Source organism: Delftia sp. BGA-UO-ETr-SB1, assembly GCF_059567865.1.
This window is the reverse complement of record NZ_JCAQOW010000004.1, coordinates 305931-327369: the sequence shown is the minus strand read 5'-3', so window position 1 is coordinate 327369 and position 21439 is coordinate 305931. Positions and strand designations below refer to the sequence as shown.

The window sequence follows — 21439 nt, the reverse complement described above, 5'->3', positions numbered from 1 at the left end:
TGGCAGCAATAGGCAAGCGTCTGACAAGCACATCCTTGTTTCGGTGATGTACTAGCTGCAACAAAGCCCCCAGGCGCGCAGCTTTGTGCAACAGCACCCCTGGCGCGAACGTGCATCCAGCCCCATGGCGCGCATGGCTTGCGGCGCTTGAGATTCGACGGAGGTTCCCCAATGGAAAGCAAGGTCATCAAGCTCCCTCAAGTCCTCTTAACTTCCGTCAATTTCTCTCAATTGACGATAGTTTTCAATCGAATCGGAGCAATCGATCGAAAATTCCAAAAACCCGCCGTATATTCCACACCGCTTTGCGGCCTGCCCGGCCCGTCTTCGGGCTGAGACGGGTCCTGCCCCCTGCCGGGTACAGCGCAGCACAAGAACGCACAAGCGAAGAGCACAGGAAAACGCAAAAGGGGTTGGCATGAAGATTCTTTCGTTTTTCGGGACCCGTCCCGAGGCCATCAAGATGGCGCCACTGGTCACGGCCCTGTCGCAGACGCGGGGCATCGAGAGCGTGGTGTGCGTCACCGGCCAGCACCGGCAGATGCTGGATCAGGTGATGGATCTTTTTGGCCTGCGGGCGCAGCACGATCTCGCCGTCATGCAACCCAACCAGACGCTCAACGGCCTGTTCTCCCGCGTGGTGGCAGGTGCCGATGGCGTGCTGGAACAGGAAAAGCCCGACTACGTGCTGGTGCACGGCGACACCAGCACGGCCACGGCCTGCGCGCTTGCGGCGTTTCACCGCCGCATTCCGGTGGGCCACGTGGAAGCCGGCCTGCGCACCGGCGACCTGGCCCAGCCCTTTCCCGAAGAGATGAACCGCCGCGTGGTCGATGTGGTCAGCCAGTGGATGTTTGCGCCCACGTCCACGTCGCGCGCCAACCTGCTGGGCGAGAACCTGCAGGGCCGCATCGCCGTGACGGGCAACACCGTCATCGATGCGCTGGCCACGCTGTGCGACCGGCTCGATGCCCAGCCCGAGCTGGCCCGTGCCATTGCCCAGCGCCATCCCTGGGTGGATGCGCAGCGCCCGCTGCTGCTGGTCACGGGACACCGGCGCGAGAATTTCGGCGAAGGCTTCCAGAACATCTGCGCTGCGCTGGCCGAGCTGGCGCAGCGCCATCCGGACCTGCTCATCGTCTACCCCGTGCACTTCAACCCCGCCGTGCGCGAAGTGGTCATGCGCACGCTGGGCGGCATGGACAACATCCGCCTCATCGATCCGCTGGACTATGTGGACTTCGTCTGGTTCATGCAGCGCGCCCACATCATCCTGACCGACTCCGGTGGCGTGCAGGAAGAGGCGCCCTACCTGGGCAAGCCCGTGCTGGTGATGCGCGACGTGACCGAGCGGCCCGAGGCCGTATCGGCCGGCACCGTGCTGCTGGTGGGCACGCAGCGCGCGCGCATCGTGGCCGAGGTCGACCGGCTGCTGGCCGATGAGGGGCACCACGCCTCGTTTGCGCGCCGCATCAATCCCTATGGCGATGGCCAGGCCTCGCAGCGCATCGTGCGTGCCCTGCTGGGACAGCCCTTCGACGAGTTTGCCGCCGGACACACGGGCGCCGCGGCCGTCCCGGGCATCGCGGCCGCCGTGACCAAGGGCATGGCGCCGGCCTGAACCACGCACGCACCACCCCGCGCACCACGTCCACGAAGCGCATTACGAATCGAGCACCGAAGTGAGAAAAGAGGCCCCCATGCAACCGACCATCCGCCAATCGCTTTCCCGCACCGGGGCCCGCTGGGCGCTGGGTTCGCTGCTGGGCCTGGGCGCCCTGTTCGCGCAGACGGCCTCGGCCTCGGCGCTGGGTGACGCCATACGCCAGCTGGGCGCCAGCGACGGGCTGCAGCGCAGCGTCACGCTCAAGGAGCTGGGCATCGTCGATCCCGTGGTGCTTGCCGGCACGGCCACCCAGGACTTCTACCTGCCCGTGCCGCGCGGCCTGCCGCTGGGCGATGCCAGCATTGCCTTCGACAGCCGCTACCTCAAGGGCGAACCCGGTGTCTCGACCGTGGTGATCTCGCTCAACGGCACGCCCGCCGTGTCGCAGACCGTGCCCGACGGTGACGGCATGCTGCAGCGCACGCTGCCCGTCGCCCAGCAGGCCCGCGCCAGCGATTTCGTGCGGCTGGGCGTGAACTGGCGCAGCCGCAACGGCCAGGTGCGATGCGATGACAACCACTCCCTGGCCAACTCCCTGACCATCTCGCCGCAGACACGGCTGAGCTACCGCGTGGACCCGCGCGATGTGCGCAGCATCGAAGATGTCTGGAACACCCTGCCCGTGCGCACCACCGTGCTGGTGGCGGGCAGGCAGCTGGAGCAGGCCTCGTTCGACAGTGCCTGGCGCATTGGCGCCAGCCTGCAGCGCAACAACAGGCGCATGACGGTGAACGCATTGCCCGCCGTGGGGGAGACGCTGGACCTGCGCGGCCTGGAGGTTCCCGCCGCCCTGGCCGGCGTGCCCGCCTTTGCCGCACTGCGCGGCGCCGAGCCCCAGCACAAGCTGGCCAGTGACGCCGAACTGGGCGCGCTGCTCATGCTGGGGGCCGCCCAGGTCAGCGGAGACATCGTGGTGGCCGACAAGGCACTGCAGCAGCGCCTGACCGCCGCCTTCGCAGCCCTGCAGGCCCAACTGGCGGCCGACCCCGATGCGGGCCAGGCCCTGCAGCAATGGCGCGCCCGGCGCGCGCCGCTGGCCAACGAGGCCCTGGCCTCGCAGCAGTTGCGCGCCCTGCCCATGGGCCGCCAGATGGTGCTGGCCGTGGCAGCCGACGCGGGTGCGCGCGTGGCCGGCCTGCAGGAGGCCGCCCTGCAGCGCCTGCTGGTCAGCGACAACGTGACCGTGGCCGCGGCCCAGCCCCCGCAATGGGACGAGGCCAAGGGCATACGCCTGTCCAGCCTGGGCGGCAGTCCCGACAGCTTCGACGTGCTGTCGCGCGGCGACTGGACGATGAACTTCCCGCTGAGCGCCGTGGCCTCGCAGGGCCAGATGCCGGGCGAGATCACGCTGTACGTGGCCGCCGCCCCCGGCGCCTCGGCCACGCGCCCCGTGGCCACGCTGTTCTGGAACGGCATGCTGCTGTCGGCCCGCCAGCTGGAGGCCAACGGCCAGCCCGAACGCCTGCGCGCCCGTGTGCCCGGCTATGCGCTGGGCATCAACAACACCTTGCGGGTGTCCGTGCAGCGCCAGCCCTACTCGGCCGACTGCAACGAGATTCCCCAGCCCTACCCCGCCAGCGTGCTGCCGGCCATCAGCTACGTGACGCCCGGCAAGGCCGAGGCCAACGGCAGCTTCATCGGCCTGCTGCCGCTGCTGGGCGCCAAGTCGCAGTTCCTGGTGCCCGCCAGCTATCTGTCGGCGGCGCCGGCCGCGCTGGAGCGCATGGCCAACCTGGCGGCCGCCAGCGGCCTGTCGGCTTCGCAGGCCGAGCTGGTCGTGGCCCAGGCCGATGCAACGGCCAAGCCCTCCATGCCCTTTGTCGCCATGGAAGTGCCGGTGGACGGTGCCAAGCCCCTGGTGACGGTGACGGACCGGCAGCAGCTGCGCATCCGCGGCAAGTCGGCGGACTGGCTGGACATCAAGGGACTCAAGCAACTGTCCTCGGCCGAAGTGGTCACTGCAGGCGGCCAGCAGGGCGTGCTGTGGCATGCCATCGGCGAGTGGACGGGCGGCCTGGGCGAGCCCTTCCTGCTCAATCGCGGCAACATCGCCGTGATCGGTGGCGACGGCCCGCTGGCCTGGGTGGACAGCAGCAATCCCGAAACCGGCATTCCGTCGGGTCCGCGCGAAGGCGCCTTCCACGAATGGCGCAACTTCCTGTCCTGGAGCGTGCCGGGCATCGCCATCGCGCTGTTCGTGGTGCTGCTGCTGGTGGTGCTGGCCTGGGCGGTGGCGCGCAGCAAGCAGTCCAAGCACTGAGCCCGGCCCGGGCAACGATGACGACGGCATGAGGCGATCGCCATGATCTCTTCCCTCTACTGGCCCTACCTGGTGGCCGACTACTACCACGCGCTGGAGATCGTCAGCGCCGTGGTGGCCGTCGTCATCCTGCTGTCCAGCATCGACGACCTGTTCATCGACGCCTGGTACTGGGTGCGCGAGGCCTGGCGCGCGCTGACCGTCAAGCGCCGCTACCAGCCGCTCAAGGCACAGCAGTTGCAGGAGGTCGAGGAAAAGCCGCTGGCCATCATGGTGCCGGCCTGGCTGGAGTACGACGTGATCGCGCCCATGCTCGAGAGCATGGTGGGCACGCTGGACTACAAGAACTACATGATCTTCGTGGGCACCTACCGCAACGACGAGCGCACCAAGAACGAGGTCGAGCGCATGCGCCGGCGCTACCGCCAGCTGGTCCGCGTGGAGGTGCCCCATGACGGCCCCACCTGCAAGGCCGACTGCCTCAACTGGATCGTGCAGGCCATCTTCCAGCAGAACACGCTGCAGCCCGAGCCCTTTGCCGGCGTGATCCTGCACGACAGCGAGGACGTGCTGCACCCGCTGGAGCTCAAGTACTACAACTACCTGCTGCCGCGCATGGACTTCATCCAGCTGCCCGTGACCTCCCTGGAGCGCGAGTGGTACGAGCTGGTGGCCGGCACCTACATGGACGAATTCGCCGAATGGCACACCAAGGACCTGGTGGTGCGCGAGAGCATGTCGCACATGGTGCCCTCGGCCGGCGTGGGCACCTGCTTTTCGCGCAAGGCGATGGAGGAGCTGGCGGCCGAGACCCACAACCAGCCCTTCAACACCGACACCCTGACCGAGGACTACGACATCGGCGCTCGGCTGGCGCGCCGGGGCATGAAGCAGATCTTCGGCAAGTTCCCCGTGGACTACGTGATACGGCGCAAGCCGCTGTTCGGCCTGGGCAAGGAAAAGGTGTCCACGCTGACCATGCCGCTGGGCATCCGCGAGTTCTTTCCCAACACCTTCAAGACCGCCTACCGGCAAAAGGCGCGCTGGACACTGGGCATCGGCCTGCAGGGCTGGAGCCAGGTCGGCTGGGCCGGGCCGCTGTCCACCAAGTACCTGCTGTTCCGGGACCGCAAGGGGCTGGTGACCTCCTTCGTGGCCATCCTGGCCTATCTGCTGCTGCTGAACTTCCTGCTGTTCCTGCTGGCCGATCACATGGGCTGGTGGACGGTGTACTACCCGTCCCTGTTCGCTCCCAACGGCTGGCTGGTAACGCTGATGAGCGTCAACGTCATCGCCCTGCTGCTGCGCGTGGTGCAGCGCGCATGGTTCGTCTCGCGCCTGTACGGCTGGGAGCACGCCATGCTGTCCATCCCGCGCATGGTGATCGGCAACTTCATCAATGCCATGGCGGCGGCGCGCGCCTGGAAGCTGTTCATCGTCCACCTGGTCACGGGCAAGCGGCTGGCCTGGGACAAGACCATGCACGACTTCCCGTCCACCGACCAGTTGAGCCACCAGCGCCAGCGCCTGGGCGAGCTGCTGCTGTCATGGCAGGCCATCGACGAAACCCGGCTGGCCACCGCGCTGGAGATACAGCAGCGCGAACGCCGTCCGCTGGGCGCCATCCTCATGGAGCAGGGCTGGCTCGACGAGGCCACGCTGCGCGAGGCCATCAGCTTCCAGCAGGGGGAGCCCACCGACCCCACGGTGCATCCCGACATTCCCGCACAAGGCATTCCAAGCACCCCAAGGGCCGGCATATGAAGCATCTCGCTCCCCTCGTTCGCCCTCTCACGCTGGCCGCGCTGCTGGGCGCCGGCTGGAACACGCCGCCGGCCTGGCCGCAGGCCGTGGCGGCCGTCAAGGCGGAGGCGCCGCTCAGGGGCCGCGCGTGGCAACTGGCCAACCAGGCCTATGCCCACTACCAGGCCGGCCGCTTTGCACGGGCCGCGACCGCCGCCGCATCGGCCGTACAGCTGCGCCCCGACCTGCTGCGCCTGCGCATGCTGCTGATCTACTCGCTGCAAAAGCAGGGCAAGAACGAGGAAGCGCTCAAGGCCATCGCCTCGGCCCGCGCCGCCGGGCTGGACGAGGCCACGCTGCAGCAGGCCGAAACCAATGTGCGGGCGGCGGCCGCAGGCGGGGCGGCGGGCGGGCCTGCGGGGGCCACGGCTTCCGAGGCCTACAACAAGGCCTTTCCCATCGCCACGCAGGCCTACACCGACTACAACGCCAAGAACTACGCGGACAGCGCGCGCAGGGCCGAGCAGGCCTTTCGCCTGGACCCCAGCCAGGGCCAGTGGGCGCTGCTGTGGATAGGCGCGCTGGAGGCGCAGGAGCAACTGGGCGCCGCCATCGAGGCCGCAGATGCCGCCCTGGCCCTGGACCCACCCAACAAAAGCGACCTGGTGGCCAAGCGCCAGACCCTGCGCCGCAGCCAGGCCGTGCTGCCGGCGCAAAAGGCCTACCAGGCGCTGATCGCCAACAACCCGGCGCAGGCCGTGCCCTTTGCGCGCGAAGCAGTGGCGCTGGCGCCGGGAACGGCATCGCACCGCCTGCTGCTGATCACCTCGCTGCTGCTGGCCGAGCAGTTGCCCGATGCGGAAAAAGCCGCAGACGAGGCGCTGGCGCAGGACAACGAAGACACAGCGGCGCTGGGCATGCGCGGCTACATCCGCCAGCGCCAGGGCAAGACCGCACAGGCCAACGAGGACTTCGATGCCGTGCTCAAGCAGGACTGGCTGGACGAAAAGCAGTCCGCCAACCTGCGCCTGATCGCCGCCGACGCGGCCCTGGCCGCTGGCGACGCGGCACGCGCCCGCGCGCTGCTGGCGCCCATGCCGGCACAGGATGAATCCGTGGCCCGCCGCCTCAAGCAAGCCGATGACCTGCGCCCCGGCCGCGACACGCCCATGGTGGCCGATACGCGCGGCGCCTCGCAGACCCTGGCCATGGCCGACTACCCGCCGCCCCTGCAGGACTGCCGCGACACGCCCTATGGCACGGTCTGCGAGCTGCAGCCTTCCGATGCCCAGGGCACGGGCGGCCCCAGCGCCCAGGCCTATGCGGCCTACGCGCGCCAGGACTACAAGGCCGCCATCGAACATGCGCAAACGGCCGTGGAGCAGGACCCCGACAATGCGCAACTGCAAAAGCTGCTGACCACCACGCTGGCCGCAGGCAACCGCGACCAGCAGGGCCAGGCCCTGCTGCGGCTGGACAAGTCCCTGTCCCTCACCCCCAACGACGCCCAGCTGCTGATGCAGCGCGGCTACCTGTACTCGCGCCAGGAAGAGCCGGCCAAGGCGCTGCAGGACTTTCGCGCGGCGCGCGCCACGGGCGAGGCGCCAGCGGGCGCCATGCTGGACGAAGGCTATGCGCTGGCCGGCACCGGCGACAACCGGGGCGCCGTGCGCACCTTCAAGGAAGCCATCGACCTGGACGACGCCGGCACCGCCAAGCTCACGCCCGGCCAGCGCGAAAACGCACGCAGCGCCGTCTCCGGCTATTCGCGCGAATGGGGCGCCATCGTCTCCATGGGCTACCGGGGTGCGCGGCCTGCGGGGCGTGCGTTCTCGGACGGCATCCTCACCCAGGCCGGCGACGCCGTCTTCGGCACGGCCGAGGCCTACTGGCGCCCGTCCAACTTCCTGAACTCATCGACGCGCATCTTCGATGTCTACGGGCGGCTGGGCAGCACCTTGCATGACGGAGGCGGCACCACGCTGGGCCAAAGCGCCATCGACCCCTGCACGGGCCTGCCCATCAATGTGCAGGCCGGCGACAACCGCGGCATCTCTGGCCTGCCCACCACCACGGGCTCGCTGGGCATGCGCTTCACGCCGTCCACCAAGTACGCGCTGACCTTTGGCATAGAGCGCCAGTTCAACATCGGCTCCGCCACGCGCTCGGGCTTCATCACGCCTGAATCGCCCCAGCTGCGCTGCCTGATGAGCGGGCGCGACCCCCTCAACCCCACGGGCCCGGCGCTGGGCAATCCCATCTCGGCCAAGTACAGCGCGGGCGCGGGCCAGGGCGGCTGGCTGGCCTATGTCACCCACGGCTTCTACGAGGGCACGGGCCGGCGCACGGACCGCTCCAGCTGGTTCACCATGGAAGGCTACAGCCAGGCCGGCTATGCCAACCAGAGCATGGCCTCGCGCTTCACGCTGACCGACCAGACCAGCGGCGCCCAGGTGGGCGACGGCTCGGGCCGCTACAAGCGCGAGCAATGGTTCTTCTCCACCGAGGCCCGCATCGGCCGCAGCTTCCGCGCCGACGGCATCAACCAGGGGCTGGTGATCTTTCCGTTCGGCGTGGTCGCGGCCGACTGGATCAAGCAGAGGAACCGCGTCGATGTGCGCTCCCTGCAGGCCGCCCCGGGCGCCACGCCCACCGCAGCCCAATTGGCCGCCCAGCAGGGGCAGACGCTGGCCCTGCAAGGCAATGGCAGCAGCTGGTCCGCCAGCGCAGGCGTGGGCGTCAGCCTGCGCCAATGGTTCCGCGAAAGCCACTACAGCACGGCCCAGTCCTATCTGGACTGGTCCATGCAGTACCGCTTCAACATCGGTGGCGGCCAGGCCGACCGGGCCAAGGGCCTTTTCATGACGCTGACGCTGTCCTATTGAAGGCCCTGCCCCGCCGCCGCTACCACCACACAGACAAGAGAAAAGGAGAAAGCTCCCATGGATTCGACCAAGCAAGCACCCCGCCCCGCCCTGCACGGACTGCGCTCGGGCATGGCACGCGCCGCACGCGGGCTGGCCGGCTGCGCACTGGTGCTGGGCGCGCTGGCAGCGCAGGGTACGGCACAGGCCCAGGCACAGGACAGCTCCTCCATCGTTCTCAGGGGCAAGGACGGCTGGCTGTTTCCGGGCTGGGGCAGCCTGACCCAGGTGGACCGCGCCGGCATCACCGAATCCACGCGGCTGATCACCGAGGCGCGCAACCTGCTGGCCGCGCGTGGCGTGAAGCTGCAGGTGCTGCTGCTGCCCGACAAGGTGCGCTTCTATGCCGACAAGATGCCCGACGGCAAGGCCATGAGCGCCGATGTCCAGGGCCGCTACAAGCAGGTGCTGCAGGCGCTGCAGGTCGCCGGCATTCCCAGCTTTGACGACGAGGCCGTGCTGCGCACCGTGCGCGACAGCGGCAAGGACGTGTTCTACCGCACCGACCAGCACTGGACCCAGGCGGCAGCCGACGCCACGGCCGAGGCCACCGCCCGCATGGTCCAGGGCGAGGTGCCCCAGCTGGCCGGCAGCGCCGGCAGCGGCCTGGCCCTGGGCGACACCGTCACCGAGCGCCGCTATGGCGACCTGGCCGAGCTGTTCCTCACCGCCGACGAGCGCAAGCAGATCGGCCGCGAGGTCTACACCGTGCGCCGCCAGGCTCCGGCCAAGGGCCTGCTCGACGATGAGCCCGCCCCCGTCCATGTCACCGGCCACAGCATGGTCCAGCCCTACTTCGGCTTTCCGCAAAAGCTCTCCAACCTGCTGGACCGCCCGGTCTCGCTGAACTGGAAGCCCGGCAACGTGGGCCAGTGGACCATGCTGCTGGAGTACCTGGAGTCCCCGGCCTTCAAGTCCCACAAGCCCCAGGTGCTGGTGTGGCAGATGTTCGAGCCCACCTACAGCTACGGGCCCAACGCGGCCGGCCAGTGGGACAACGCCTCGCTCATGCCCAACGCCACCTGGCTGGAGCGGCTGCGGGCCGCGCTCAAGGGCTGACACCGTGGACCCCACCGCGCAAGAACTGCAAACCGACAAAGGACACCGGCGCAACGCCTGGATCTGGGGCGCCCTGCTGCTGTCGGGCCTGGCCTGGGGCGGCTGGACGCTGGCCAGCGCGGGACCGAAGGCCGGCGAGCTGCAACTGGCCGCCTGGCTGGATGGCCGCGCGGGCGCGGCGCTGAACAAGGGCCTGCGCCTGCCTGCGCAGTCCTCGCTGGAAACCGGCCAGGCCGCGCTGCGCTACCGCCTGCTGGGCGATACGGGAGCGCAGGTGGCCCTGGGCTGCCCGCAATGGATGTTCTACCGCGACGGCCTGCGGCCCCAGCCCGGCACGGGCGCCGCGCCCTTCGAGGCGCGCCAGCGCCTGCTGCGCCACTGGACCCGGCAGTTGCATGACAAAGGCATTGCCACCCTGGTGGTGGCCGTGCCCGACAAGTCGCGCATCGAGGCCGCCCATCTGTGCGGCCTGCCCGTGGCACCCGTGATGCTGCAGCGCCTGGACCTGTGGCAGCAGCGCCTGCAGGCCGACGGCATTGCCTTCGCCGATCTGCGCCCCGCCCTGCGCCCTGCCCTGCAGACACAGGAGCAGGCGCAACCCGTTTTCTTTCGCACCGACGTGCACATGAATGCCGAGGGCGCACGCGCCGCCGCCCTGGCCGTGGCCCAGGCCGCGCTGCCGCTGCTGGGCGGGCAGCGCGGCGCCCAGGCCTTCGAGGAATCCGCGCCCGGGCCGCTGCAGCCGCTGCCCGGCGACCTGCTGGCCCTGGCCGGCCTGGCCGATGCCCCGGCCGGCTGGCGCCCACGGCGCGACCAGGTGCGCCCGCAGACCATTGCCCCCGTGCGCGGCGGCGGCCTGCTGGACGAGACGCCGCCCGTGCAGGTGCTGCTGGCCGGCAGCTCCAACGGGCTGCGCAGCAATTTCGCGCCGCAGCTCGGCCGCGCGCTGGGCCAGGAAGTCTGGAACCTCAGCATGGACGGCGGCCAGTTCAGCGGCGCCATGGTGGCCGCGCTCAAGCGCCGCGCCTCCTGGCCGGCCAGCCTGCGGCTGGTGATCTGGGAGTTCTCCGAAAACACCTTGTCCCTGCCCCTGACGGACGATGAAAAAGCGGCGCTCAAGGAGATGGACGCCGCCTCCCCGCCTGCGTGACCCCGCCCGCTACATGCTGTTCAATTCCTATCTTTTCCTGCTGCTGTTCCTGCCCATCGCGCTGGCGGGCCACTACCTGGCCGGGGCCATCAGCCTGCGGCTGGCCGCGTTCTGGCTGTGCCTGACGTCCTTTGTCTTCTACGGCTGGTGGAACCCGCAGTTCGTCGCCCTGCTGGCGCTGTCCATCGCCTTCAACTACGTGGTGAGCCTGCTGATCCTGCGCTTTGCGGGCCGCGCGCGGCTGCAGGGGCTGGTCACCGCCCTGGGCGTGGGCGCCGACCTGGCGGCGCTGTTCCACTACAAGTACTTCGCCACGCTGTTCAACTTCCTGGGCGAATGGGGGCTGACGCAGGGCGGCATGCACGAGCTGATCCTGCCGCTGGGCATCTCGTTCTTCACCTTCACCCAGATCGGCTACCTGCTGGACTGCCGCTCGGGCATCGTCAAGGAACGCAGCCTGCTCAGCTACGTGCTGTTCGTGACCTTCTTCCCGCACCTGATCGCGGGGCCCATCCTGCACCACAAGGAAATGATGCCGCAGTTCGCGCAGCCGGATAACTACCGGTTCCGCGCGGACAACCTGTCCATCGGCGGCACGCTGTTCGTGATCGGCCTGGCCAAGAAGGTGCTGCTGGCCGACGAGATCGCGCCCTATGCGGACGCGGGATTCGCCGCGCCCGGCGAGCTGCAGTTCTGGGCCGCCTGGGGCGCCAGCCTCAGCTACGCGCTGCAGCTGTACTTCGACTTCTCGGGCTATTCGGACATGGCGCTGGGCCTGGCGCGCATGTTCGGCATCCGTTTCCCGCTGAACTTCAACTCGCCCTACAAGGCCGGCAGCATCATCGACTTCTGGGCACGCTGGCACATGACGCTGACGCGCTACCTCACGGCCTACCTGTACTACCCCGTGGCCATGGCCATCTCGCGCGCACGCGAAAAGCGCGGCCTGTCCGTGGGCTCCAGCGCCGCGCGCACGCCCGGCGGCTTTGCGGCCACCATCGTCGTGCCCACGCTGTTCACCATGGGGTTGGCGGGCATCTGGCACGGAGCGGGCCTGCAGTACGTGATCTTCGGCCTGCTGCATGCCTTCTACCTGTCGGTCAACCACGCCTGGCGCATCTTCGTGGTCAGCCGCAAGCCGGCCGCCGCACGCAAGTCGGGCCGGGGCGTGCAGGCGCTGTGCGTTGTCATCACCTTCATTGCCGTGCTCATCGCCCAGACCTTCTTCCGCGCCCACGGCGTGGGCGACGCCATGCTGCTGCTCAAGGGCATGGCCGGCCTGCGCGGCGTGGAGGCGCTGGAGTCGCTGTCGCACCTGCAGGGCCTGGCCGTGGGCGACGCGCTGCGGCTGGCCATAGGCCACCACATGCAGCTGGCCCTGGTCCTGCTGCTGCTGGCCATTGCCTGGTTCACGCCCAATGCCCACCAGATCCTGGGCCGCTTCTCGCCCGCCATGTTCAAGGTGCAGGAAGCGCCCCGCGCCTGGATGCGCTGGCGCCCCAGCGCGGGCTGGACGGCCGTGACCCTGGTCCTGCTCTTCCTGTGCCTGGTCAACCTGCACAAGGAAACCCGCTTCCTGTATTTCCAGTTCTGAAACACCTGTTGGAGAGAAACCATGTCCCTGAATGACATCGAAACCAAGATTGCCCAGATCATCGGCGCCATCATCCTGACCTCGGTCGAGCCCGATACGCTGCTGCTCGAATCGGGCCTGGTGGACTCGCTGTCCGCCGTGGACGTGGCACTGGCCATCGAAAAGGAATTCGGCGTCAAGATACCGCCATCGGAGATCGACCTGCACCTGGAATCCGTGCACACGCTGGCGCAGTACGTGGCCGAGCAGCGCAAGGCCTGATGCAGCGCCTGCACGCCGCCGCCCTGTCCCTTTGTCCCTGCGCAACAAGGAGCCCGCATGCGATTCAGTTTTGACCGCTTCGACTTCACCGAGCCCGGCGCCGACACCGCGCGGCCCGCCGTGATCGATGCCGCCGGCACGCTGGACTGGCAGCAACTGGCCCAGGCCGTGGCGCAATGGGAGCAGCAGGCGCTGGCGCGCGGCGCGCGGCGCGACGAGCCGCTGCTGATCACGGGGCACAAGGAGACCGCGTTCCTCGTGGCCATCCTCGGCTGCCTGCGCCTGGGCGTGCCCTTCGTGCCGGTGGACGTGATCAACCCGCCCGAGCGCATGGCGCGCATCGCCACGCTGGTGCAGGCCGGCCTGCACTACGACGCGCAGGCCCGCAGCTTCCTGGACACCGGCATCGCCGCGCAGCCGCTGCAGGAAAAATCGCTGGCCTACATCATGTTCACCTCGGGCAGCACGGGCGATCCCAAGGGCGTGCAGATCGGGCGCGAGAGCCTGGGCCTGTTCGCCGGCTGGATACGCGACTGCCTGGCCCTGGGCGAGGCGCCGGTCTTCATGGACCAGATGCTGTTCAGCTTCGACTTTTCGCTGTTCAACTGGATGGGCGCCCTGGTCACGGGCGGTGCCTGCGTGCTGTGCGCGCGCGAGACCATTGCCGACCGCCAGGCCTTTGCCGCCTACCTGGCGGGCACCCATGTGAACGTCTGGGCATCCACGCCCTCCTTCGTGCGCCAGCAGCTGCTGGATGCCGACTTCGACCAGCAGCACCTGCCCGACCTGCGCGTCTTCGTCTTCGGCGCCGAATCGCTCACGCCCACCGTGGCCGAGGCGCTGTGGAGCCGCTTTCCCCAGGCGCGCATCATCAACTCCTACGGCCCCACCGAGGCCACCTGCTCCACCACCTGGGTGGAGATCGACCCCGCGCTGCGCCAGCGCGCGCCGCTGCCCTTTCCCATCGGCCGGGCCAAGCCCTATGCCGATGTGTTCCTGGACGAAGGCGAGATCTGCGTGGCCGGCGACCACGTGATGCGCGGCTACCTGAACCGCCCCGACCTGCACGCCACACGCATGTTCATGCGCAACGGCAAGCGCGGCTACCGCACGGGCGACCTGGGCGAGATCGACGGCGAGGGCCTGGTCACCTTCCACGGCCGGCGCGACGACCAGATCAAGATGCACGGCTACCGCATCGAGCTGGCCGAGGTCGATGCCGTGCTGGCCACCCTGCCCGGCGTGCGCGCAGGCGCGGCGGTGGCACTCAAGCGGCCCGATGGCTTCATCGTGCGCATGATCGGCTTCGTGGACCTGGACCGCAGCGGCCCGCCCGGCATGCAGCCCCTGCCCGAAGACCTGGCCGGGTGGCGCGAGCTGCTGGCCCAGCGCGTGCCGCCCTACATGATTCCGTCGGAACTGCTGGCCTGCCACGGCTTCCCGCTGACGCAGACTGACAAGGCCGACCGCAAGCAACTGGAGCGCATGTACCTTGATGCACGCATGCGCCCCGCCAAGGAAACCAAGGACCCGCAGGCATGACCTCCGCTTTTTCCCCCGTGATGCGTACCGTCGCGCTCGCCCTGGCCGGCCTGGCCGGGCTCTCCTGCCTGCCCGCCGCGCATGCCGAAGGCACGCTGGCCCAGCTCTATGCGGCGCGCCCGCCCGCAGGCTCGTCCTTCGTGCGCGTGGTCCACCCCGACGCGGGCAGCCTGCGCGTGAAGATAGGCGACGGCCCCGAGCAGACGCTGTCCGGCAGCAAGCCGGCCAGCAGCTACGCCATCGTCAAGGGCGACACGCCCTTTGCCATTCAGCTGGACGGCAAGAGCGCCGGCAGCATGAAGGTGGCGCCGGGCAGCTTCACCACCTTGGTGCCGCAGCGCCAGGGCAAGAACGCGGCCGCGCGCTTCACGTCCATCGACGACTCCGGCGGAAGCCAGGACGCGCTCAAGGCCGAGCTGCGCTTCTACAACCTGATCGACGATTGCACCGAAGGCGGGCTCAAGATCGCCGGGACGGGCACGCCGCTGTTCACGGGCGTGGCGCCCGCCAAGTCGGCCAGCCGCTCCATCAACCCGGTCAGCGCCCAGCTCGCCGCCACCTGCGCCACTGCGGCCAGCGCGCCGCTGGCACTGCCGCAGCTGCAGGCGGGCGACCACTACAGCCTGTTCATGACGGGTACGGCCGCCGCACCCGTGCTGCGCGGCCAGGCCAGCGCCACCGACACCTATCGTCCCTGACCCAGCCCAAGGAGACCGACACAGACATGCGCACCCGCTCCGTATTGCGTGAAGACCACCTGCTGTTCAAGGAACAGGTGGACCGATTCGTGGCCACCGAGATCCTGCCCCACATCAATGACTGGGAGGCAGAGGGCATCACGCCGCGCGCCCTGTGGCGCAAGGCCGGCGACAGCGGCCTGCTCAACTGCGACCTGCCCCCGCCCTACGGCCAGGGCGGCGACTTCGGCCACGCGGCCGTGGTCATCGAGGCGCTGGCGCGCGCCAACTGCCTGGGCATCGGCTTTTCCATCCATTCCGACATGGTGGCGCCCTATCTCTGGAACTTCGGCACGCAGGTGCAGAAGGACCGCTGGCTGCCGCGCATGGCCACGGGCGAGCTGATCGGTGCCATCGCCCTGACCGAGCCCGGCGCGGGCAGCGACCTCAAGGCCGTGCGCACGCGCGCCCGGCGCAAGAGCGAGAGTGAGGGCGGCGGCTACGTGCTCAACGGACAGAAAACCTTCATCACCAATGGCGTCAACGCCGGCCTGATGGTGGTGCTGGCCAGCACCGAGCCCGACCTGGGCGCGCGCGGCCTGTCGCTGTTCGTGGTGGAAGAAGGCATGAAGGGCCTGGGCAAGGGACCGGCACTGCGCAAGATAGGCCAGCACAGCCAGGACACCTGCGAGCTGTTCTTCGACGAACTGCACCTGCCGGCCGACCACCTGCTGGGCCGCGAGAACGCCGCCTTCGAGCATGTGACGCAGGAGCTGGCGCAGGAGCGGCTGGCGATCGCGCTGCGCGCGGCAGCCTCCACCGAAGGCATGCTGGACGAGGCCGCCGAGTTCGTGCGCAACCGCAAGGTCTTCGGGCGCCGCGTGCTCGACTACCAGAACACCCGCTTCAAGTTCGCCGACGCCCTGGCCAAGACCACCATGCTGCGCGTCTTCCTGGACGACTGCCTTACCCAGCACATGGAAGGCTCACTGGACTCCGTCACCGCCGCCATGGCCAAGCTCAACGCCACCGAGCTGCAGGGCCAGGTGCTGGACGAGCTGCTGCAATTGCACGGCGGCTACGGCTACATGGCCGAATACGGCATTGGCCGCGCCTGGGCCGATGCGCGGGCGCTGCGGATCTTCGGGGGCAGCAGCGAGATCCTCAGAGAGATCATCGGCAAGCGCTTCTGACCCGGCAGCCACCGCGCTCAGCGGGCGGCGGCCTTCCACTCGCGCAGCAGTTGCCGGGCCTCCGGCGTGTCGTTCAGCACCCAGGGGTCGATGGCGAAGGCGACGACGCGCTGGGCGCCGTAGTCGCGGGCCACGTCCCACTGGCGGCGCACGCGCTCGAAACTGGCCGTGCGCGCCTGGAAGTCCGAACCATCGGGCCGCGTGGGCGGCAGTTGCTCGAACAGTTCCACGATGAGGTCGAACGGCGCCCTGCGCTCCAGCAGCATCTGCTGCAGCGGTGCCAGCGCCTCGTAGTTGCGCAGCCCCGCCACGCCCACGCCGTCCTGCACCATGGGGCGCAGGGACACCCGGTCCAGCAGGATGCTCCACAGCGTGGGCAGGCTGCCCAGCGTCTGCAGCTGGCTGAAATAGGTGGAGATGCCGGGCACCTGGCCGGACGTGGCCGCTGCCGCCTGCGCCAGTGGCTGCAGTGCGCTCAACAGCAGCTCGATGCGCTCGGGCGCGGCCCAGTGGTACTGCTCCAGCTCGTAGGGGATGTACCAGCCGCGAAACGCCGCATGGCGCGGCCAGGTGCTGGCGTACATGTGGCTGGCGCCCTGCTCGGCGATATGCGCCAGGTAGGGCGCGGGGCCTGCGGCGTTGGAAAGGCTGATCTGCTTCCACCAGCGCTCGTCATAGGGCAGGCCCAGGTGCACGCCCATGCCCAGTTCGGTGCAGATGTCCAGCAGGTCGGCGATCTGCGCGTCGGCCAGCATCCAGCTGTCCGCCTCGGTATCGCCCAGCAGGCCGCTCCATTGCACGAACAGCTCCCGGCAGCCCAGCGCCTGGGTGGCGGCCAGGCGCTGGCGCCATTGGTCGCGCGGCATCTCCAGATGGCTGCGCCACGGCTGCAGAAAACTGCCCGACACGGGCGCCGAGGCCGCGCAACCGACCAGCGAGGCACAGGCGGCGGCCGCGCCGGCGCCGAGGAATTCGCGTCTGGACAAATGCATGGTGGGAACGGCCGCAAGGCTGCGTGAAGCGAAGCACCAAGAATACAGCCAAGCGGCGCGGCAGCCGCCTTAAAAAGCAGCAGCCCAGCCAGGCTTGACCTGGCTGGGCTGAGGGTTGTCGCTTTCAGGGGCCGCGCACCATGCGTCGCCCCGGTATGGATCAGGAAACCTTGCCGACAGCGGCAGGTACCGCTGTTCCTGCCGGGGTCACCTCCATGGCGGGAGCACCATCCAGGGCGGCGTTGAGCTTGGTGTAGTCCAGCTCGTTTTCCCAGCGCGAGACCACCACGGTGGCCACGGCGTTGCCCATGAAGTTGGTCAGCGAGCGGCACTCGCTCATGAAGCGGTCCACGCCCAGGATCAGGGCCATGCCGGCCACGGGCACTTCGGGCACCACGGCCAGCGTGGCGGCCAGGGTGATGAAGCCCGCGCCGGTCACGCCGGCAGCGCCCTTGGAGCTGAGCATGGCCACCAGCAGCAGCGCGATCTCATGGCCCAGGGTCAGGTGGGTGTTGGTGGCCTGGGCGATGAACAGCGCGGCCAGCGTCATGTAGATGTTGGTGCCGTCCAGGTTGAAGGAGTAGCCCGTGGGCACGACCAGGCCCACGACGGACTTGCCGCAGCCGGCGCGCTCCATCTTCTGCATCAGCGAAGGCAGGGCCGATTCCGAGGACGAGGTGCCCAGCACCAGCAGCAGTTCCGCCTTCAGGTAGCGCGCCAGCTTGAGCACCGAGAAGCCGCACAGCCGCGCCACGAAGCCCAGCACCACGACCACGAAGAGCAGCGAGGTGATGTAGAACGAGCCCACCAGCCAGGCCAGGTTCACCAGCGAACCCAGGCCGAACTTGCCGATGGTGAAGGCAATGGCGCCAAAGGCTCCCAGCGGCGCAGCCTTCATCAGGATGCCGACCAGCTTGAACACGGGGGCCGTCAGCGCCTCCAGGAAGTTGAGCACGGGCTTGCCCGCATCACCGACCATGGCCAGCGAGATGCCGAACAGCACGGCCACGAACAGCACCTGCAGGATGTTGTCGCCCACGAAGGGGCTGACCAGCGTCTTGGGGATGATGTCCATGGCAAAGCCGGTGAGCGTCAGCTCGTGCGACTTGGCCACATAGCCCTTGACGGCGGCCTGGTCCAGGTCGGCCGGGTTGATGTTCATGCCTGCGCCCGGCTGCACCACGTGCGCCACCACCATGCCGACCACCAGGGCCAGCGTGGAGAAGAACAGGAAGTAGGCCATGGCCTTGAGGAACACACGGCCCACGGTGCGCAGGTGCGTCATGCCCGCAATGCCGGTGACGATGGTCAGGAAGATCACCGGCGCGATGATCATCTTCACCAGCTTGATGAAGGCATCGCCCAGCGGCTTGAACTGCTCGGCGTACTGGGGCTCGAAGTGGCCGAGCAGCACGCCTGCCACGATGGCGACCACCACCTGGAAATACAGCTGGCGGTAGAAAGGCAGCCGCTCGGGGCTGGCGGCGTGGGTGGGGACGGCATGCATGGTGCGGCTCCGGCGGGACTGTGTGGGGGTGGGCGCACCACCAAGGTGCGGCGAGGTCCAGTTTGTACCGCTGGCGTGCTCCGGCGCCGATAACCTATTGGTATTAGGCGCAGGTGCGCTCCCTGGGAGAATGCACGCAGAATCAGGGTAATCCCCAACCCCTTCCCGCCCCTGGAAGGCACCAAGCTGGCGCCCAATCGGGTCCAGACCACCATGCCCCAACCCGTTCGACGCCCTTCACGCCGCTCCTTCTGGACCCTGCTGCTGCTGTTCGGCGGCATGCTCGCCTGCATGCTGCTGGCCGGTGAGCTGGTCTACCACCGCGCCCTGCGCGGCGAGGCCGAAAGCGTGCAGCGCCAGCTCAGCCTCTACGCCCAGGCCCTGGGCCAGCGCATAGACCGCTACCGCACCCTGCCCGAGGTGCTGGCGCTGGACGCGCAGCTGCGCGCCGCCCTCACCCACCCGCTGTCTCCCGCCGAGGTCGATGCCCTGAACCGCAAGCTGGAGCAGGCCAACGGCGCCAGCCAGTCGTCCACGCTGACCCTGATCGACCGCCACGGCACGGCCCTGGCTGCCAGCAACTGGCGCGAGACGCGCAGCAACGTGGGCGTGGACTACAGCTTCAGGCCCTATGTGCAGCAGGCGCTGTCACGCGGCAGCGGGCGCTTCTACGGCATCGGCCTGACCACGGGCCTGCCGGGCTACTTCCTGTCGCAGGCCATCCTGGACGAACAGAACGCCGTCGCGGGCCTGGTGGTGATCAAGATCGCGCTGCTGGAGCTGGAGCGCGAATGGCTGCAGACGCCCGACGTGGTCATGGCCTCGGACGAGCACGGCGTGGTCTTCCTGGCCAGCCAGCCCGACTGGCGCTACCGCCTGCTGTCACCCCTGAGCCCCGCCGACGAGGCGGACCTGGCCGCCACGCGCCAGTACATCGACCAGGAGCTGCACCCCATGCGCTACCGGGTGCGACAGGGCCTGGAGCAAGGCAGCCGCCTGGTGCAGATGCAGGAGCCCGCCCTGCCCGGCACCACGCTGTGGCAGACCCTGCCCCTGCCCGGCAGCGACTGGCAGTTGCACCTGCTGCACGACACGCAGGCCAGCACCGTGGCCAGCCGCTGGGCGGCGGCGGCCGCTGCGGGCGGCTGGCTGGCCCTGGGCCTGCTGGTACTGTTCGTGCGCCAGCGCAGGCGGCTGGCCGCGCTGCGCCTGCGCAGCCGCCTGGAGCTGGAGACCGTGCTGCGCCAGCATGCCCAGGAGCTGCGCACGGCCCAGGACGGCATCGTCCAGGCCGCGCGCCAGGCCGACACGGGCCTGAGCCGCAGCCTGGAGCACCTGCCCCAGGGCGTGGTGGTGATCGATGCCGACCTCAACCTGGTGGCCTGGAACTCGCGCTACGTGGAGCTGTTCCGGTTTCCCTCCGAACTGCTGCGCACGGGCCAGCCCATAGAGAACCTGTTCCGCTACAACGCCCGGCGCGGCCTGCTGGGGCCCGGCCCCATCGAGGAGGCCATCCACCGGCGGCTGCAGCATCTGCGCAGCGGCAGCCCGCACCTGCGTGAAAGCACCAAGGACGACGGCACGGTGCTGGAGATCCGCGGCAACCCGCTGCCCGATGGCGGCTTCGTCACCAGCTACGCCGACATCACCAGCTACAAGAACGCCGCGCGCGAGCTGCGCTCGCTGGCCGATGCGCTGGAGCAGCGCATTGCCGAGCGCACGCGCGACCTGGCCGAAGCCAAGCGCGAGGCCGAGCAGGCCAACCGCTACAAGACCCGCTTCGTGGCCGCCGCCGTGCACGACCTGCTGCAGCCGCTGAACGCCGCGCGCATGTTCAGCTCCCTGCTGCGCAGCCATCTGCATGACGACGCGGGCCGCCATGTGGCCGACAGCATCGACGGCGCCCTGGCCGCGCAGGACGCCATCCTGGGCAGCCTGCTGGACATCTCGCGCATGGAATCGGGCCAGCTGGAGGTGCGCGTGCGCGACTTCGCGCTGGGCCCGCTGCTGCAGGTCATGCGCCACAACTTCGGCATCCTGGCCGAAAGCCGGGGCCTGCGCCTGAGCGCCGTGGACACGCGCTGTGTGGTGCGCAGCGACGAGGCGCTGCTGCGCCGCATCCTGCAGAACTTCCTGTCCAACGCCATACGCTATACGCGCCAGGGCCGCATCGTCATCGGCTGCCGGCGCCAGGGCCAGCAGTTGCGCATCGAGGTGCACGACCAGGGACCGGGCATTCCCGAAAGCCTGCAGCACGAGATCTTCGAGGAATTCCGCCGCCTGGACGAAGGCCATGGCGACGACCGTGGCGCCGGGCTCGGCCTGGCCATCGTCGAGCGCCTGGGCCGCCTGCTGGGCCACGAGATCGGCCTGCGCTCGCACCTGGGCCGGGGCAGCGTGTTCTGGGTCTGCGTGCCGCTGGGCGATCCCGCAGCCGTGCCGCAGATCGCCGCGGCCACGCATTGCGGCGAGGCAGGCCCGGACGCACCGCTGCAGGGCATGAGCGCCTGGTACGTGGAAGACGATGCCCAGTCCTGCACCGCCATGCGCGCCCTGCTGCAGCGCTGGGGCTGCAACGTGCCGCTGGCAGGTGGCCCGGCCGAGGCGCTGGCGCTGGCCGCGCCCGGCGAAGCGCCGCAGCTGGTGCTGCTCGATGTGCGCCTGGGCCAGTTGCACGGCCCCGATGTCTACGCGCAGCTGTGCCAGCGCTGGGGCCAGTCGCCGCCCGTGATCCTGGTCACGGCCGAGCGCGACGGCATGGTGCGCCGCCAAGCGGCCGAGCGCGGCTGGGGCTTTCTGGCCAAGCCCGTGCGCCCGCCCGCGCTGCGCGCGCTCATGAGCCAGATGCTGCTGCGCCACCGATAGACGTGG

Annotated in this window: 14 protein-coding genes; 12 read left to right on the top strand and 2 right to left on the bottom strand. The window is 69.2% G+C overall.

The features are described 5' to 3' along the window. Positions 1-418: 418 nt before the first annotated feature. The 11 genes from wecB (at position 419) to AC57B5_RS01965 (ending at position 16069) form a co-directional block, all read left to right on the top strand. Entirely contained in the window at positions 419-1621 is a 1203-nt protein-coding gene (gene wecB, locus AC57B5_RS02015; protein ID WP_496398594.1) for a non-hydrolyzing UDP-N-acetylglucosamine 2-epimerase, read from the top strand. Between the two features lie 79 nt (positions 1622-1700). Next, positions 1701-3926, top strand: coding sequence for a hypothetical protein (locus tag AC57B5_RS02010; protein WP_496398593.1), 2226 nt, complete (start codon positions 1701-1703; stop codon positions 3924-3926). 42 nt (positions 3927-3968) lie between these two features. Further along, positions 3969-5690, top strand: coding sequence for a glycosyl transferase family protein (locus tag AC57B5_RS02005; protein ID WP_012204791.1), 1722 nt, complete (start codon positions 3969-3971; stop codon positions 5688-5690). After that, entirely contained in the window at positions 5687-8554 is a 2868-nt protein-coding gene (locus tag AC57B5_RS02000; protein ID WP_496398592.1) for an NfrA family protein, read from the top strand. Before AC57B5_RS02005 ends, AC57B5_RS02000 begins: the two co-directional genes overlap by 4 nt. Before the next feature lie 57 nt (positions 8555-8611). Then, positions 8612-9652 carry an alginate O-acetyltransferase AlgX-related protein gene (locus tag AC57B5_RS01995; protein ID WP_496398591.1) on the top strand — a complete coding sequence of 347 codons (1041 nt, stop codon included), beginning with the start codon at positions 8612-8614 and terminating at the stop codon, positions 9650-9652. Between the two features lie 4 nt (positions 9653-9656). Continuing rightward, a complete protein-coding gene (locus AC57B5_RS01990; protein WP_496398590.1) occupies positions 9657-10802 on the top strand; it encodes an alginate O-acetyltransferase AlgX-related protein in 1146 nt (381 codons plus the stop codon). 13 nt (positions 10803-10815) lie between these two features. Beyond that, positions 10816-12396: an MBOAT family O-acyltransferase gene (locus tag AC57B5_RS01985; RefSeq protein ID WP_043823599.1), complete on the top strand. Its 1581-nt coding sequence runs from the start codon at positions 10816-10818 to the stop codon at positions 12394-12396. A gap of 21 nt (positions 12397-12417) precedes the next feature. Beyond that, complete coding sequence (locus tag AC57B5_RS01980) at positions 12418-12657, top strand: acyl carrier protein (protein WP_012204786.1); 240 nt, start codon at positions 12418-12420, stop codon at positions 12655-12657. Positions 12658-12714: 57 nt separating this feature from the next. Further along, positions 12715-14199, top strand: coding sequence for an AMP-binding protein (locus AC57B5_RS01975; protein ID WP_012204785.1), 1485 nt, complete (start codon positions 12715-12717; stop codon positions 14197-14199). After that, a complete protein-coding gene (locus AC57B5_RS01970) occupies positions 14196-14897 on the top strand; it encodes an alginate O-acetyltransferase AlgF (RefSeq protein WP_496398589.1) in 702 nt (233 codons plus the stop codon). Before AC57B5_RS01975 ends, AC57B5_RS01970 begins: the two co-directional genes overlap by 4 nt. 26 nt (positions 14898-14923) lie before the next feature. Further along, the gene (locus tag AC57B5_RS01965; RefSeq protein WP_034392081.1) at positions 14924-16069 is read left to right on the top strand and encodes an acyl-CoA dehydrogenase family protein; all 1146 of its coding nucleotides are present in this window, start codon (positions 14924-14926) and stop codon (positions 16067-16069) included. 17 nt (positions 16070-16086) lie between these two features. Here the strand turns inward: AC57B5_RS01965 and AC57B5_RS01960 are convergent, their stop codons facing one another. Both AC57B5_RS01960 and AC57B5_RS01955 read right to left on the bottom strand, forming a co-directional pair. Then, on the bottom strand, positions 16087-17061 hold the full coding sequence (locus AC57B5_RS01960) for a DUF4434 domain-containing protein (RefSeq protein WP_496398588.1): 975 nt from the start codon (positions 17059-17061) through the stop codon (positions 16087-16089). A 160-nt stretch (positions 17062-17221) separates the two neighbouring features. Then, positions 17222-18568 carry a dicarboxylate/amino acid:cation symporter gene (locus tag AC57B5_RS01955; RefSeq protein ID WP_063326556.1) on the bottom strand — a complete coding sequence of 449 codons (1347 nt, stop codon included), beginning with the start codon at positions 18566-18568 and terminating at the stop codon, positions 17222-17224. A 213-nt stretch (positions 18569-18781) separates the two neighbouring features. Here AC57B5_RS01955 and AC57B5_RS01950 point away from each other — a divergent pair, with 213 nt between their 5' ends. Then, complete coding sequence (locus AC57B5_RS01950) at positions 18782-21433, top strand: hybrid sensor histidine kinase/response regulator (RefSeq protein WP_278533415.1); 2652 nt, start codon at positions 18782-18784, stop codon at positions 21431-21433. The last annotated feature ends 6 nt before the right edge of the window (positions 21434-21439 follow it).